14 protein-coding genes are annotated in these 13,335 nt (G+C 68.6%); 8 read left to right on the plus strand and 6 right to left on the minus strand.

What is annotated here, in order from left to right; genetic code table 11:
• Positions 1–18: 18 nt before the first annotated feature.
• From V5D55_RS04835 to V5D55_RS04855, 5 genes are all read left to right on the plus strand, one after another.
• Positions 19–1,704 (plus strand): hypothetical protein, encoded by a 1,686-nt coding sequence (locus V5D55_RS04835; protein ID WP_435748222.1) that lies wholly within the window; start codon positions 19–21, stop codon positions 1,702–1,704.
• A 132-nt stretch (positions 1,705–1,836) separates the two neighbouring features.
• Complete coding sequence (locus V5D55_RS04840) at positions 1,837–2,349, plus strand: sigma-70 family RNA polymerase sigma factor (protein ID WP_435748224.1); 513 nt, start codon at positions 1,837–1,839, stop codon at positions 2,347–2,349.
• Positions 2,346–3,026 carry an anti-sigma factor family protein gene (locus V5D55_RS04845; RefSeq protein ID WP_435748226.1) on the plus strand — a complete coding sequence of 227 codons (681 nt, stop codon included), beginning with the start codon at positions 2,346–2,348 and terminating at the stop codon, positions 3,024–3,026. The genes V5D55_RS04840 and V5D55_RS04845 overlap by 4 nt, the downstream gene beginning before the upstream one ends.
• A 56-nt stretch (positions 3,027–3,082) precedes the next feature.
• Positions 3,083–3,634, plus strand: a complete 552-nt coding sequence (locus V5D55_RS04850) for a hypothetical protein (protein ID WP_435748228.1) — start codon at positions 3,083–3,085, stop codon at positions 3,632–3,634.
• Between the two features lie 45 nt (positions 3,635–3,679).
• Positions 3,680–4,363, plus strand: coding sequence for an SGNH/GDSL hydrolase family protein (locus V5D55_RS04855; RefSeq protein WP_435748230.1), 684 nt, complete (start codon positions 3,680–3,682; stop codon positions 4,361–4,363).
• A gap of 132 nt (positions 4,364–4,495) precedes the next feature.
• On the opposite strand, the gene V5D55_RS04860 is transcribed toward V5D55_RS04855, so the two are convergent.
• Complete coding sequence (locus tag V5D55_RS04860) at positions 4,496–5,467, minus strand: sugar-binding transcriptional regulator (RefSeq protein WP_435748232.1); 972 nt, start codon at positions 5,465–5,467, stop codon at positions 4,496–4,498.
• A 104-nt stretch (positions 5,468–5,571) separates the two neighbouring features.
• On the minus strand, positions 5,572–7,047 hold the full coding sequence (locus V5D55_RS04865) for a PTS mannitol transporter subunit IICB (RefSeq protein WP_435748234.1): 1,476 nt from the start codon (positions 7,045–7,047) through the stop codon (positions 5,572–5,574).
• 193 nt (positions 7,048–7,240) lie between these two features.
• Between V5D55_RS04865 and V5D55_RS04870 the strand changes: the two genes are divergently transcribed.
• From V5D55_RS04870 to V5D55_RS04880, 3 genes are read left to right on the plus strand one after another with little or no spacing between them, the layout of a single operon-like run.
• Positions 7,241–7,945 carry a ribulose-phosphate 3-epimerase gene (locus V5D55_RS04870; RefSeq protein WP_435748236.1) on the plus strand — a complete coding sequence of 235 codons (705 nt, stop codon included), beginning with the start codon at positions 7,241–7,243 and terminating at the stop codon, positions 7,943–7,945.
• A complete protein-coding gene (gene hxlB / locus V5D55_RS04875; RefSeq protein ID WP_435748238.1) occupies positions 7,942–8,502 on the plus strand; it encodes a 6-phospho-3-hexuloisomerase in 561 nt (186 codons plus the stop codon). The genes V5D55_RS04870 and hxlB overlap by 4 nt, the downstream gene beginning before the upstream one ends.
• Positions 8,503–8,505: 3 nt before the next feature.
• Positions 8,506–9,639: a mannitol-1-phosphate 5-dehydrogenase gene (locus V5D55_RS04880; RefSeq protein ID WP_435748241.1), complete on the plus strand. Its 1,134-nt coding sequence runs from the start codon at positions 8,506–8,508 to the stop codon at positions 9,637–9,639.
• A 1-nt stretch (position 9,640) separates the two neighbouring features.
• Here V5D55_RS04880 and V5D55_RS04885 read toward each other — a convergent pair whose 3' ends face one another.
• Genes V5D55_RS04885 through V5D55_RS04900 form a run of 4 tightly spaced genes read right to left on the minus strand, consistent with a single transcriptional unit; the run spans position 9,641 to position 13,300 of the window.
• Complete coding sequence (locus tag V5D55_RS04885) at positions 9,641–10,642, minus strand: aldo/keto reductase (protein ID WP_435748243.1); 1,002 nt, start codon at positions 10,640–10,642, stop codon at positions 9,641–9,643.
• Between the two features lie 44 nt (positions 10,643–10,686).
• Positions 10,687–11,853 carry a MalY/PatB family protein gene (locus V5D55_RS04890; protein WP_435748245.1) on the minus strand — a complete coding sequence of 389 codons (1,167 nt, stop codon included), beginning with the start codon at positions 11,851–11,853 and terminating at the stop codon, positions 10,687–10,689.
• Between the two features lie 54 nt (positions 11,854–11,907).
• Entirely contained in the window at positions 11,908–12,738 is an 831-nt protein-coding gene (locus V5D55_RS04895) for a sugar nucleotide-binding protein (protein ID WP_435748248.1), read from the minus strand.
• Between the two features lie 4 nt (positions 12,739–12,742).
• The gene (locus V5D55_RS04900; protein ID WP_435748250.1) at positions 12,743–13,300 is read right to left on the minus strand and encodes an N-acetyltransferase family protein; all 558 of its coding nucleotides are present in this window, start codon (positions 13,298–13,300) and stop codon (positions 12,743–12,745) included.
• Positions 13,301–13,335: the final 35 nt, after the last annotated feature.

A 13,335-nucleotide genomic window follows, 5' to 3' on the forward strand; every position in this document is an offset into this window, starting at 1 on the left:
GAGTCGGAGGAGGCAACGATGTCGCAGCGTCTGCACGCCGGTTCGTGGACCGTCGAGCTCGACGAGCAGAGCGCGCTGCGCACCCTGCGGCTCGGCGACGAGGAGATCCTGACCGGAATCGCCGGGATCGTGCGGGATGCCGACTGGCAGACGATCCCGGGTGCGGTGACGGTCGACGAGACGACGATCGCCGACGACGGCTTCCGCGTGCGCTTCCGCTCGGTGCACCTCAGTGAGGGAATCGACTTCGCCTGGACGGGAACGATCACGGGTCAGGCGGACAGCACGATCCGCTTCGAGTTCGACGGCGCAGCATCCGTCCCGCTGGTCACCAACCGGATCGGACTCGTCGTGCTCCACGCTCTCGGAGCGGCGGGCCGGCCGGTGCAGGTCACGCACACGAGCGGAGACGTCGAAGCATCCGCCTTTCCCGCGCTCGTCGCCCCGCATCAGCCGTTCCTCGACGTATCCGCTTTCCGGCAGACGACACGGTCAGGGGCCGAGGTCGAGATCGTCTTCGACGGCGAGGTGTTCGAGACCGAGGATCAGCGCAACTGGTCGGACGCATCGTTCAAGACGTACTCGCGGCCGCTCGCCTTGCCGTTCCCCTTCGACCTCGCCGCGGGTGAGACCGTGCGCCAGTCGGTGACCGTCCGCGCGACGGGGCAGCTCCCGCCGCGGTTCCGCCCCGACGCGGCTCCGGTGCAGCTGCATGTCGGCACGACGGCGCCGTGGTGGCCGCGCATCGGTCTCGGTCTCTCCTCGGTGCGCGACCCGGGAGCGGATGCTGCGATTCAGGCGCTCCGGCCGGCATGGGTGCGCGTCGACGTGCGGCTCGACGCGGAGGGAACCGTGCACGGTGCAGAGGCGGTGGCCCACGCCCGCCACCTCGGACTCCCGGTGGAGCTCGCCGTGACGGTCGCGGCCGAGACGCCCACGCAGACGCTCGCCCTCACGGGCCTGCTCGCTGCCGGGGGCATCGCGCACGTGCTGGCCTTCACCGAGGACGCCCCGACCACGACCGCGGCGAGCGCCGAGGTGGTGCGGGGGGCGCTCGCGGCGGCGGGCATCTCCGCGCCGCTGATCGCCGGCACGGACGCCCATCTCGCCGAGCTCAACCGCTTCCCGCTCACGGCCGAAGGTCTCGCGGGCGTCTGCCTGCCGATCGATGCCCAGGTGCACGACACCGATGATCTGGCGGTGATGCGCACGACCGAGTCCTACGCCGACATGATCACGGCAGCCCGCGGTCGCGCCCGTGCCGGTGGCTACCCGGAGCGGGTGGCGGTGTCGCCCGTGACCCTCCGTCGGTGCCCGGAATCCGATCCCCGGCAGTGCACCGCCTTCGCGGCGGCCTGGACGGTGGGCGTGCTCGTCGCCCTCGCCGCCGCGGGGGTCGCACGCGTGACCCTGTTCCCGCACGCGGGGCCCGGCGGCGTTCTCGACACCGACGGCACCTGGCGGCCCGTCGCGGAGGTGCTGGCCGTGGCGTTCGCCGCCGAGCGCGTGCTCCCCGTCGTCGCCGATCACGGAGAAGGCGTCACCGGCTTCGTGGCCGAGACGCCCGACGAAGCTGTCACCGTGCTCGCCAACCGCACGGCGGCCGCGCTCACGGTGCGACTCTCCGGCGCCTTCGAAGCCGTCATCCCGCCCTTCGACACGGTGATCCTGCGGAGGCCCACGGGCTCGTGCGGCGCGCGCTGAGCGGAACCCCCGACTCAGCCCCGATTCCTCCCCGCCACCTGTATTCCGGCATCCTGCCCGCCGGGCTGAACCTTTCCCCCACTACCGCCGTCTCTTCTCACAGGTACGCCGCCGCGTACCGGGGGAGATCTCGTGAAGACGACGTCGGATGCCGATGCGCTGCTGCGCGGCATCCACGAGCGCTACTCCGGGATGCTCCGCGGTTTCGTGATCTCCCTGCCGTACGAAGCGGCACTCGCCGATGACGTCGTGCAGGAGACTCTGCTGCGCGCCTGGCAGAACCCCGACATCCTGACGAGGCCCGAACCCGTCGTCCGCGCCTGGCTGTGCACGGTCGCACGGAACCTCGTCACCGACGATCTGCGCAGCGCCCGCCGCAGACGCGAGATCACGGTCGAGACGATGCCGGAGGCGACGCACGACGATGACACCGAGCGCCTCTTCGAGCGCTGGGTCATCGCCGAGGCCCTCGCCACGCTCCCCGCCGACCACCGGGCCGTCATCAGCGGGGCGTACCACGGCGGAAAGAGCATCGCCCAGCTCGCCACCGACTTCGGCATCCCCGCCGGCACCGTCAAATCACGCCTCCACTACGGCATGCGCGCGCTGCGGCTGGCCCTGCAGGAGAGGGGCGTCGTCTCGTGAACCACGATCAGTACTCCCAGTGGGACGCCGCCTACGTGATGGGCGTGCTCAGCGTGACCGAGCGGCACGAGTTCGATCACCACATGTCGGCCTGCTCGTCCTGTCGGCGGGCGGTGAGCGACCTGGCGCCGCTCCCCGGGCTGCTGGCCGCACTCCCTGCCGCACCCCGGCAGGCGGATGCGGCAGTGCACGCGGCAGCATCCGATTCCTCCTCGCTCACCGCCCTGGCGGAGCGGGCGCGACGAAGGACGCGGAAGACCCGGATGCTGCTCGCCGCAGCCGCGGTCGGCCTGGTGTTCCTGGGCGGCGCAGCCGGCTTCGTGGGCACGCAGAGCTTCGGATCGACGACGGTCGCCGACGCGGAGAACGCCACCGTGCGGCTGGACCCGGTCGGCGAGAGCGGCGTGCACGCCGACCTGTCCCTGTCTGAGCGCACGTGGGGCACGCGCCTGGACTGGTCGTGCGCGTATCCGGCGGGCATCGCGGCCGGTCACGACTACGTGCTCATCGTCACCGACATCGCCGGTACGCGGCAGGTCGTCGCGACGTGGACGGGCGACGGCGAGCCGCGCACGACCGGACTCTCGGCGACGACGTCGACCGCGCTCGCCGAGATCGCCCGGATAGAGCTGTCGGCGATGCCGTCCGGGATCCTGCTCGCCGCCGCCGACCACTGACCCCACAACCCCACACCCCACAACCCCAGCAACACACCCCACCGGAGGAAAGAACCATGTCCACATCCGCACAGGCCACCCGCGCCACTGCCCGCAGCACCGCCCCCGACCGCGTCGTCCGCGACTCCCCCGCGGCACGCATCCTGATCGCGGCGACGCGCATTGCCCTCGGCTTCGTCTACCTGTGGGCGTTCGTCGACAAGCTCTTCGGCTTCGGGCTCGCGACACCGCCGGAGGGATCGGTGCTCGCCGGGCAGTCCCCGAGCGCCGGATACCTGAGTCACACCGAGGGCGCTCTCTCCGGCATGTTCCAGGCGATCGCGGGGAACCCGGTCGTGGACGTGCTGTTCATGCTGGGCCTCGGCTCGGTCGGCGTCGCCCTCCTCATGGGCGTCTGCCTGCGCCTCGCCGCCGTCGGCGGCACGCTCGTCATGGGCGGGATCTACCTGAGCATGCTTCCCCTCTCGAACAACCCGATCGTCGACGACCACCTGATCTACATCCTCGTCGGCTGGCTGCTCGCCACGATCGGCGCGGGAACGGTCGCGGGTCTCGGCGCGTGGTGGCAGGCGCTGCCGTTCGTGAACGGGCGCCGCTGGCTGTACTGAGAACAGTCGCGCCATCCGGTGAGCGATCGGCGACGAACAAGGAGCATGCGCCGTCTCCGATCGCTCGCGTCCGTGGCCGCCCTCTCGCTGGGGCTCACGGCCTGCACCCCCATCCCCGTCCCCGACACCTCCGCGACGCCGGGGAGTGGACCGGTGGTCGCGTTCTACGGCGATTCGTACACGCTCGGCACCGGAGCGAGCGACCCGTCCCTGCGCTGGTCGAGCATCATCAGCACCGACCGCGGCTGGCGCGAGTTCAACCCGAGTGTGAACGGGCTCGGGTTCGTCAATCACCGCACGGACTTCGGTGCGGACGATCTGCCCGAGCTCGTGATCGCGCAGGAGCCCGACATCCTGTTCGTGACGATGGGGTTGAACGACAACTTCAGCTACGGTTCCCGCGCCGAGCTGATCCACGAGACGATCACCGCGGACCTCACTCGTCTGCGAGACGCCCTGCCCGCTGCGCGGATCATCGTCGTCGAGCCGTTCTGGTACACCGAGACGCGTCCCGAATCGCTCGCGACGATCATCGGCTGGGTCGAACGCGCCGCCGGTGAGATCGGCGCGGACTGGATCCCCGACGCGAGTCACTGGCTCGACGGGCACTACGCCGGATCAGCGGACAGCTGGATGGCATCCGACGGCCTGCATCCGTCCGATCGTGGTTACGCGCACATGGCAGAGCAGATGGATGCTGCGCTCGCGCGGCTCGATCCGCCCCTGTAGGTCGCGCGCCCGCGCGCCCGACACGGGCCGCGCGCCCGGCACGAATCTCGCAGAACGACACGAACTTCGCAGGGATCCGCGGGATCCGGTGCGAAGTTCGTGTCGTTCTGCGGAGTTTCGGCGTGTGCCGACTCACTTCTCGCGTCGTCGCGTCCGGCGTACGGAATCGGTCGGCGGCAGCTGAAGGAGAGCGCGCGCGGCGGCCTCGTCCACGATGAGAACGGTGAGGATGCCGGACGACACCGCCGCACGGATCGCGTCGACCTTCGCGAGCGAACCTGCGGCCGCGATCACGTGCGGAGTCGCCCGCAGCTGTTCGAGGTCGACGGCGATGCGGCGGTCGTTCAGAGGGAGGTCCAGTGTGGCTCCTCCGGCATCGATGAACGTACCGGCGATCTCCGCCACCGCGGATCCGCTCTCGAGAAGGTCGAGATCTGCCGCGTCGAGGAAACCCTCGAGCTGAGTGATCCGCGGCTCCCACGATCCGATGGAGACCACGGCCGTGGTGAGGCGGTCGTATGTCGCCAGTGCGGTGGCGATGCTGCCTTCCGCGCGGAGGATCCCGGCCGTAGCCGCGGAAGCGGCGAACAACGGCGCGAAGATACCGACCGTCGTGAGCGGATGCAGCGCCGAGAGCCGATAGAGCACCTCGATCGGCGACTGGGCGACGTCGTTGCCCACGGTGCCGGTGAGCTGAGCCACCGTGCACTGCGGAAGCTCGTGCAGATAGGAGGTCATCGAGACGATCGTGCGACCCCACGAGATGCCGATGGTGTCGCCGGGCCGGGTGAGCCGCGAGACGAGTCGGGCGGCTTCGAGAGCCATGCGCTCTCGGTCCACAGCATCCGAGCCGCCGTTCGGAACGACGCGGACCTCCTCGAGGCCGAGGTGGTCCGCCAGCTGCCGCGCGAGGAGCACCCGCTGGTCGGCCCGGTCGTGGAGCTCGATCGAGACCACCCCGGTCTCACGTGCCGCCTGCAGCATGCGGGCGACTTTGAACCGTGAGACACCGTGCTCGGCGGCAATCTCGACCTTCGACGCGTCTTCCAGATAGAACCGACGGGCGACAGACGCGAGCATCTCGTCGCTGAAGTCGTCCTTCATCGTTCCTCCTGATCGTCGGCGCCCACCGCGAATGCCGAAGCGCGAGCACTCTCTCCGTCATCATCTCACCCGACGACGAGTGTGCCCGCGCTGCGGACGCGCGTTCAGGTCGTCGATCGATCGGCGGTGATCGCCTCGAGAAACTGGTCCAGCGCGGGGTCGCCCATGTAGCTCGCGATCGGGATGATGTCGAGATCGGGGCGTGATCGACGCGCTCGGTCCACCAGCTTCTCGTGGATCACGGCGACATCGGCATCCGCGGGGATGTCCTCGATGGCCGCATGGGTCACGCTGATCCCCTCGATGCCGGACTTCTTGAGTCGGCTGCGGAAGGCCGTCGCTCCCATCGCACTGCTGCCCATTCCGGCGTCGCAGGCGAAGACGATTGATCGTAGGTGACCGACACCACCGACGTTCGTCGCGGCGAGCGTCGTGACGAGCAGCGACTTTCCCTCCTCCTTCATCGCGGCACTCTGCTCTCGCGCTGACAGGAGCGTGCCGTCGTCGTCTGCTCCTCCCCCGCGGAGACGCTCGATCTTGAGGATCGCAGCTGTCACGAGGAAGGTCACGGCCGTGGCGATGACAACACCGGCGATCACGCCCAGGTGATTGCCTGGCGGCGTGAGGAAAAGATAGGAGAAGATCGAGCCCGGGCTGGGACCGGCGACGAGACCGACCCCGAACAACGAGAACGTTGCGATACCGGATGCCGCACCCAGGATCATCGCGATGATCGTGATCGGCTTCATGAGCACGTACGGGAAGTAGATCTCGTGGATGCCGCCGAGGAAGTGGATGACGATCGCGCCGGGCGTACTGCGACGCACGATCTGCGAGTTCCCGAAGAGCAGGAACGCGAGCAGCAGGCCGAGCCCGGGACCAGGATTCGAGGCGACCATGAAGAAGATCGACTCACCGGTCACAGACGCCTGTTGCAGACCGAGCGGGTAGTAGACGCCCTGGTCGATCACGTTGTTGAGGAACAGGACCTTGGCGGGTTCGTTCAGCACCGCGAGAAGCGGCAGCACTCCGAGAGCAACGAGCCAGTCGATGCCCGACACCACGATGCCGTTGGCCGCCTCGATCGTCGGGCCGATGGCGACGTACGACAGCATGCAGAGCCCGAAGCCCAGCAGACCGAGCGTGAAGTTGTTCACCAGCATCTCGAAACCGGCGCGCACGCGCGGCACGACGAAGCGATCCACTTGCTTCAGCAGCCAGGCACTCAACGGCCCCATGATCATGGCACCGAGGAACATCGGGATCTCGGCACCGACGATGAGGCCCACCGTCGCGATGGCTCCGATCACGCCGCCGCGTGCACCGTGCACCAGCCGGCCACCGGTGTAGGCGAGCAGCAAGGGGAGAAGGAAGGTGATCATCGGACCGACCAACTCCGCCAGATACGCGTTCGGCAGCCATCCCGTGGGGATGAAGAGCGCCGTGATCGCACCCCACGCGATGAACGCGCCGATGTTGGGCATGACCATCGCCGTCAGGAACCCGCCGAACGCCTGAACACGGGCGCGCGCGGTGCCGCGCATACCCGGAGAAGCCGCGGCTCTTGCGTCCGCCGACATCATCGGCCCCTGCCCGGCAAGACATGGGCGGCGCCCGCCACCGCGATGAGGGGGTTCCGGTGCATGTCGACTCCTTTGTCAGATTCTCAAATGAGCGGTAGCGCTCAGATGAGATTTTTGCCAAGATGGGCGCAGCTGTCAAGAGCGATTCCGATTCGACCCGGTTCGCGACCCCAAGAGAAACGAGCCTGGAATGAGTGTCCGCTACTCGGCATCCGTCATGACCGGTGATCTGGCCAACCTGGAGACGACCATCCGTTCGCTCGAGGAGGCGGGCATCCACGCCCTGCATGTCGACATCCTCGACGGGCGATTCAGCCCCAGCATGCCGATCGGGCTCGAGACCGCTCGGCGCATCCGCGAGATCACCTCCCTCCCTCTCGAAGCGCATGTCATGTCCACGAACAACGACTACTTCGTCGCCGAGATGCTCTCGGTCGGCATGGAGACGGTCACGTTCCATTGCGAGAGCACTCTGCACGTCGATCGACTCGCCAGGGTCATCCGCCGCGAGGGGGCGAAGGCCGGGGTCGCCCTGAACCCCGCTACGTCTCTGACCGCGCTCGACTGGGTGCTCGACGAGCTCGACAAGGTCTGCCTCATGCTGATCAATCCCGGCTATGCGACAGACCGCAGCGAGGCACAGGTCCCCTACGCCGTGCGGAAGATCGAGGCGCTTCGCGATCTGTGCCGTGCGCGCGACATCGAGGTCGATCTGCAGGTCGACGGCCGCGTCTCCATCGAATCCGTGCCGTCACTGGTCGCCGCCGGCGCGACAGACCTTGTTCTGGGCAGCACGAGTCTCTTCCGTCCCGGAGCCACGGTTCTGCAGAACCGACTGCTGCTCGACGCAGCCGTCGCCGAGGGTCTCGCAGCACAGCGCCCGGTGCTCGCATGAGCGCGTTCGAGGTCGCGCGACGCGACATCGTCGCCGAGATGCACGCGACTCTCGGATCCATATCCCCCGATGACGTGGAGGTGCTGATCGGCATCGTCCGAAGCTCGCATCGAGTGTTCTTCGTGGGTGTGGGCCGTGTGCTGCTCGCCCTCGAGGCGGTGGCGAAGCGATGGGCGCACCTGGGGATCGACACGGTCGTCGTGGGGCAGATCACCGAACCGGCCATCACCGAGAGAGACGTTCTCATCGTGGGCTCCGGCAGCGGCGAGAGCGTCGTGCCCCTGGCGATCGCCAGTCGCGCGAAACAGCACGGCGCCCGCGTCGTGCACATCGGGTCGAATCCGTCGGGCTCGATGAGCGCTTACTCCGATCACTTCGTGCGCATTCCTACTCAGACCAAGCTCGCACTCGAGAACGAGGTCACATCGCTCCAGCCGATGACTTCTCTCTTCGAACAGTGCCTGCTGCTCCTCGGGGACGCGATCGCACTGATGCTCGTGCGCGCGGACGACATCGACATGCACACGCTCTGGCGGCATCACGCCAACCTGGAGTAGGCCATGACAACCGACACTCGGAGCGCCGTTCATTTCGGCGCCGGCAACATCGGCCGTGGGTTCATCGGGCTCGTGCTGCACAGGGCGGGCTACGACGTGACCTTCGTCGACGTCGACGCCGCCCTCGTGGAGCAACTCGATTCCGCCGCCGGCTACACAGTCGAGGAGGTCGGCGGCGCCGGAACGATCCATACCGTCGACAGATGCTCCGCCATCGACGCGCGCAGGGAGCAGGCTGCCGCCGTCCATGCCGTTTCTCGAGCGAACGTCGTGACGTGCGCCGTCGGCCCGGCGGTGCTGAGCTCCATCGCGCCGATCATCCGGGAGGGGTTGGTCGCGCGCGATCCTCATTCACCCCCGCTGGTCGTGATGGCGTGCGAGAACGCCATCGGCGCGTCCGATACGCTGCGGCGCCATGTCGCCGAAGGCCATGACGAGCTCGTCGCCGAGAAGGCGATCTTCGCCAACACCGCCGTCGACCGCATCATCCCGCTGCAGACCGGCGAAGGACTCGACCTTCGCGTCGAGGACTTCTCGGAGTGGACGATCGAGCGGAGGCCTCGGCTCGACGAGGTCATCTCGATTCCGGACGCGCACTTCGTGGACGATCTCGCGCCCTACGTGGAGCGCAAGCTCTTCACCATGAACACCGGTCACGCAACGGCGGCCTACCACGGGTTGATCGCCGGCGCCCGGACAATCGCCGACGCGCTCACGTTGCCATCCGTGCGAGCCGAAGTGGAAGCCGCGCTGGCCGAGACGGCCTCCTTGCTGGTCGCCACGCATCCGATCATCGCCAAGGAGCACCCGGACTACGTGCGACGCGCGCTCCAGAGACTCGAGAACCCTGCCCTGCCCGACACCTGCCTGCGGATCGGCCGACACCCTCTGCGCAAGATCTCGCGACACGAGCGACTGATCTCTCCCGCCGCGCAGATCATCGAATCGGGCAAGGCGCCTGTCGCTCTGGTTCGCGCGTTCGGCGCGGCGCTGCACTATCGCAACGTCGAAGATGCAGAGTCCCGAGAGCTGGAGCGAATGCTCGCGGCGCAGACTCCGCAACGGTTCGTGAGGGAAGCCACCGGTATCGACGCCGCCCATCCGCTGTCACCGATGCTCGTCGCGGCGATGACCTGAGTCAGGCCGGCTTCGCCGCCAGCGGGTCGAGGCGGGAGATCTCGTCGTCCGTGAGCGGAGCACCGTCGAGCGCACGCAGCGAGTCCTCGAGCTGCTTCACGCTCGAGGCGCCGATGAGCGCGCTCGTCACCGCGGAGTCGCGCAGCACCCACTGGATCGCGAGCTGCGCCAGCGTCTGCCCACGAGAGACGGCGATGTCGTTCAGTGCCCGCGCCCGGTCGAGGTACTCCTCGGTGATGTTCGACTCGGTCATCCACCGGCCGGTCGCCGCGCGGGAGTCGGTCGGGATGCCCTTCAGGTAGCGATCCGTGAGCAGACCCTGGTCCAGCGGCGAGAACGCGATCGCGCCGACGCCGAGCTCGGTCAGCGTGTCGAGCAGGCCCTCCTCCTCGATGCGCCGGTCGAACATGTTGTAGCGCGGCTGGTGGATCGTCAGCGGCACGCCCTCTGCGCGCAGTGCGGCCGAGGCTGCCTTGGTCTCCTCTGGCGTGTAGTAGTTCGAGATGCCGACGTACAGCGCCTTGCCCTGACGCACGGCCGTCGCGAGAGCGCCCATCGTCTCCTCGATCGGGGTCTCCGGATCGGGCCGGTGCGAGTAGTAGACGTCGACGTAGTCGAGGCCCAGCCGCTGCAGCGACTGATCCAGCGACGCGATCATGGTCTTGCGCGAACCCCACTCGCCGAACGGGCCGTCCCACATCTGGTAGCCCGCCTTGGTCGAGATGACGAGCTCATCGCGGTACGGGCGGAAGTCGAGCTGGTGGATGCGGCCGTAGTTGCGCTCCGCGCTCCCGGCGGGCGGGCCGTAGTTGTTCGCCAGATCGAAGTGGAACACACCCAGGTCGAACGCTCGACGCAGGATCGCCCGCTGCGTCTCGAGCGTGCGATCCTCTCCGAAGTTGTTCCACAGACCGAGGGAGACGCGCGGCAGGATGAGGCCGCTCCGCCCGGAGCGCGCCGTCTGGATGGTGTCGTACCTGGTGGGCTCAGCGGTGTACGTCATTGTTCTGCTTTCTGGAGAGGGGGTACGGGTCCACTATCCCAGCCTCAGCGTCGGGCGAGGGCGTCTGCCATCCGGTCGACGGCCTGCTCGATGATCGGCCGCGAGGTCGCGAAGACGAACCGCAGGAAGCCGACCCCGGCCAGTCCCGTGGCCGAGCCGTCGGTGAGGGCGACGCCCGCCTTCTCGCGGAAGAACTCGGCCGGCCGGTCGCCGAGGTCGAGTGCCCGCGCGTCCAGCCATCCGATGTAGGTGCCCTCGGGCTGGCGGTAGGCGATCTCCGGGATCCGCGCGGCGAGCGCTTCGCCGAGGAACCGGCGGTTGCCGTCGAGGTACTGCACCACGTCGGCGAGCCAGGCGCGATCATCACGGTACGCGGCCGTGTTCGCGATGACGCCGAGGTTGCTCGCGCCGTGCGAGGCCATCATCCCGATCGGCTCCCAGGTCGCGCGGTCCGCCTCGTTGGTGAGAATGATCTGCGCCGTCTTCAGGCCCGGCAGGTTCCAGGCTTTCGACGCGGAGGTCGCGGTGACGGTGTGAGCCGCCGCGGCATCCGATATCGAGGCGTACGGCACGTGCGCCGCGGGGGAGTAGACGAGCGGCGCATGGATCTCGTCGGAGAACACCCGTCCGCCGTGTCGCTCCACCACCTCGCTCACGGCCAGCAGCTCTTCTCGCTCGAACACGCGCCCGACAGGGTTGTACGGATTGCAGAGGATCAGCAGGCTCGCGCCCGCGCGGAAAGCGGCGTCGATGCCGTCGAGGTCGAGCGAGTAGCGGCCGTCGGCCACGGTCATCGGCACCTGGATGACCTCGCGGCCGGCGGCCGGCGGCACGGACAGGAACGGCATGTATGACGGCGTCGGGACGATCACCGGGGAGCCGGGACGCGAGAAATGCTCCATCGCCAGCTCGAGCCCGTGGATCACGTCCGCGATCGGGTGGACGTCGGATGCCGGCACGCCCCAGCCGTACATATCGCGCACCCAGTCCGCGGTCGCGGCCGACATCTCGTCGGAGAGCGCGGCCGGCAGATAGCCGAAGACCCCCTGATCCACGGCCGCGTGCAGCGCGCGGGAGATTCCGGGAGCGACCCCGAAGTCCATCTCCGCCACGAACGCCCCCACCGCGTCGGGGAACATCGACCACTTGAGCCCGCCGATACGACGAAGATGCTCGACCTCGATGGCGTCGAAGGCTGAAGCGAGAGACATGGGGCTCCTGTCGTTCCGGGTGTGAGGATGCGCTCCTCCATCTTCGCCCGGTTCTCAGCGGGTGGGCTCGCCTGCGATCATCTCGGCGTATCCCTCGACGTAGGTCGGATACTCCAGGCTCCCGAGCAGAGAAAGCAGCAGCGACCCGTCGTGCACGAGCCCGGTCGGCTCCCCGGACGGATCGTCGGGCGGTACCGGCAGCCCGAGTTCGCGCGCGATGTGCGCGACGACCTCCCCCAGCGCGGCGGGCGCCTGGTCGATCGCGTGCACGAGTGCCGGTGGCTCGGGCATCCGCAGCAGCAGGTCGAGTGCGCGCACGAGGTCGGTCTCGTGGATGCGGTTCGTGCGCCGGCGATGGTTGACCGTGGCGTGCTCCCGCACCTGCCGGAGCAGGAAGCCACGACCGGGGCCGTAGATCCCGGCCGGACGCACGACGACAGCGTCGAACAGCTCGATCGCGGCGCGCTCGCCGTCGTACAGACCGCGGGAACGATCGGATGCCGGCGCAGGAGCATCCTGCTCGGTGATCGGAGGACCGGATGCCGAACCCTCGAAGACGCCGGTCGATGACACGAACACGGTGCGCACGGGAATCGCAGGCAGCGCATCAGCGAGATGGGTCAGCGCGGTGCGGTAGCCGTCGACGCCGCCGGGCGGCGGGAGGGTGACGACCATCGCATCGACCGCAGGGAGCTTCTCCGCCAGAGGTGCCGAAAGGTCTGCCCGGATGCCAAGGATCCCGTCCGGCAGCTCGCCCTCGCTCCGCCGCAACGCGAAGACCTCGCCGCCATTCGCAAGCAGCCGAGGCGCGAGACGCTGCCCGAGCTTGCCGAAGCCGACGAGGAGCGTGCGTCCGGGAGCGGCCGACGAGGCGGAAGTGTTCACCGCATCAATCTGTCACACGATCGCCGAGCCGGCGTTCCAGCACCTGCCCCGGCCACGCGCTCGGCTCAGCCCCCACGGTGAAGGTCTCGGCGCGCGCATACCCGCAGGCTTCGTAGAACCGCACGAGGTCACCGGAACCTCCGGCGTAGCAGTCCACCCGCAGCAGGTCGACGCCCCTCGCCCGCGCTCGTTCATCCGCCAGGGCGAGCAGGCGCCGCCCGACTCCTTTCGCACGCGGATCACGGGAACCGATCAGCACCTGCACGTAGAGCTCCGGCTCGGCGGCAGCGGGCACGTAGTCGACGGCGTCGCCGAGGGCGATCAGCCCGCACACCCCGACCTCGGGATGCTCGATCACCCAGCTGTCGTCGCCCGTGCACCATCCTGCGGCACGTTCCTGCCAGCGGGGCTTGTCGGAAACGGGTTCGGTACCCCACTGCCCGGTGTTCCCTACCGAGACGAACCAGGCGATGGCCTCGTCGAACAGCCGCAGCACGGCCGCGGCATCCTCCGGCACGGCCCGGCGGAGGGGGAGGTCGGTCAGGGCGGTGGTGGACATCATGCTCCCGTGGTTCATCGGGCGGTTACAGCGTACTT

The sequence above is a fragment of the Microbacterium sp. PMB16 genome (genome assembly GCF_051294855.1).
Classification (GTDB): domain Bacteria; phylum Actinomycetota; class Actinomycetes; order Actinomycetales; family Microbacteriaceae; genus Microbacterium.

What these genes read in the sequence shown, in the direction of transcription:
- V5D55_RS04835 (WP_435748222.1), top strand. Translation starts at nt 19, where the DNA reads ATGTCGCAGCGTCTGCACGCCGGTTCGTGGACCGTCGAGCTCGACGAG.
- V5D55_RS04855 (WP_435748230.1), top strand. Translation starts at nt 3,680, where the DNA reads ATGCGCCGTCTCCGATCGCTCGCGTCCGTGGCCGCCCTCTCGCTGGGG.
- V5D55_RS04880 (WP_435748241.1), top strand. Translation starts at nt 8,506, where the DNA reads ATGACAACCGACACTCGGAGCGCCGTTCATTTCGGCGCCGGCAACATC.
- V5D55_RS04860 (WP_435748232.1), bottom strand. Translation starts at nt 5,467, where the DNA reads ATGAAGGACGACTTCAGCGACGAGATGCTCGCGTCTGTCGCCCGTCGG.
- hxlB (WP_435748238.1), top strand. Translation starts at nt 7,942, where the DNA reads ATGAGCGCGTTCGAGGTCGCGCGACGCGACATCGTCGCCGAGATGCAC.
- V5D55_RS04900 (WP_435748250.1), bottom strand. Translation starts at nt 13,300, where the DNA reads ATGATGTCCACCACCGCCCTGACCGACCTCCCCCTCCGCCGGGCCGTG.
- V5D55_RS04870 (WP_435748236.1), top strand. Translation starts at nt 7,241, where the DNA reads ATGAGTGTCCGCTACTCGGCATCCGTCATGACCGGTGATCTGGCCAAC.
- V5D55_RS04865 (WP_435748234.1), bottom strand. Translation starts at nt 7,047, where the DNA reads ATGTCGGCGGACGCAAGAGCCGCGGCTTCTCCGGGTATGCGCGGCACC.
- V5D55_RS04850 (WP_435748228.1), top strand. Translation starts at nt 3,083, where the DNA reads ATGTCCACATCCGCACAGGCCACCCGCGCCACTGCCCGCAGCACCGCC.
- V5D55_RS04885 (WP_435748243.1), bottom strand. Translation starts at nt 10,642, where the DNA reads ATGACGTACACCGCTGAGCCCACCAGGTACGACACCATCCAGACGGCG.
- V5D55_RS04890 (WP_435748245.1), bottom strand. Translation starts at nt 11,853, where the DNA reads ATGTCTCTCGCTTCAGCCTTCGACGCCATCGAGGTCGAGCATCTTCGT.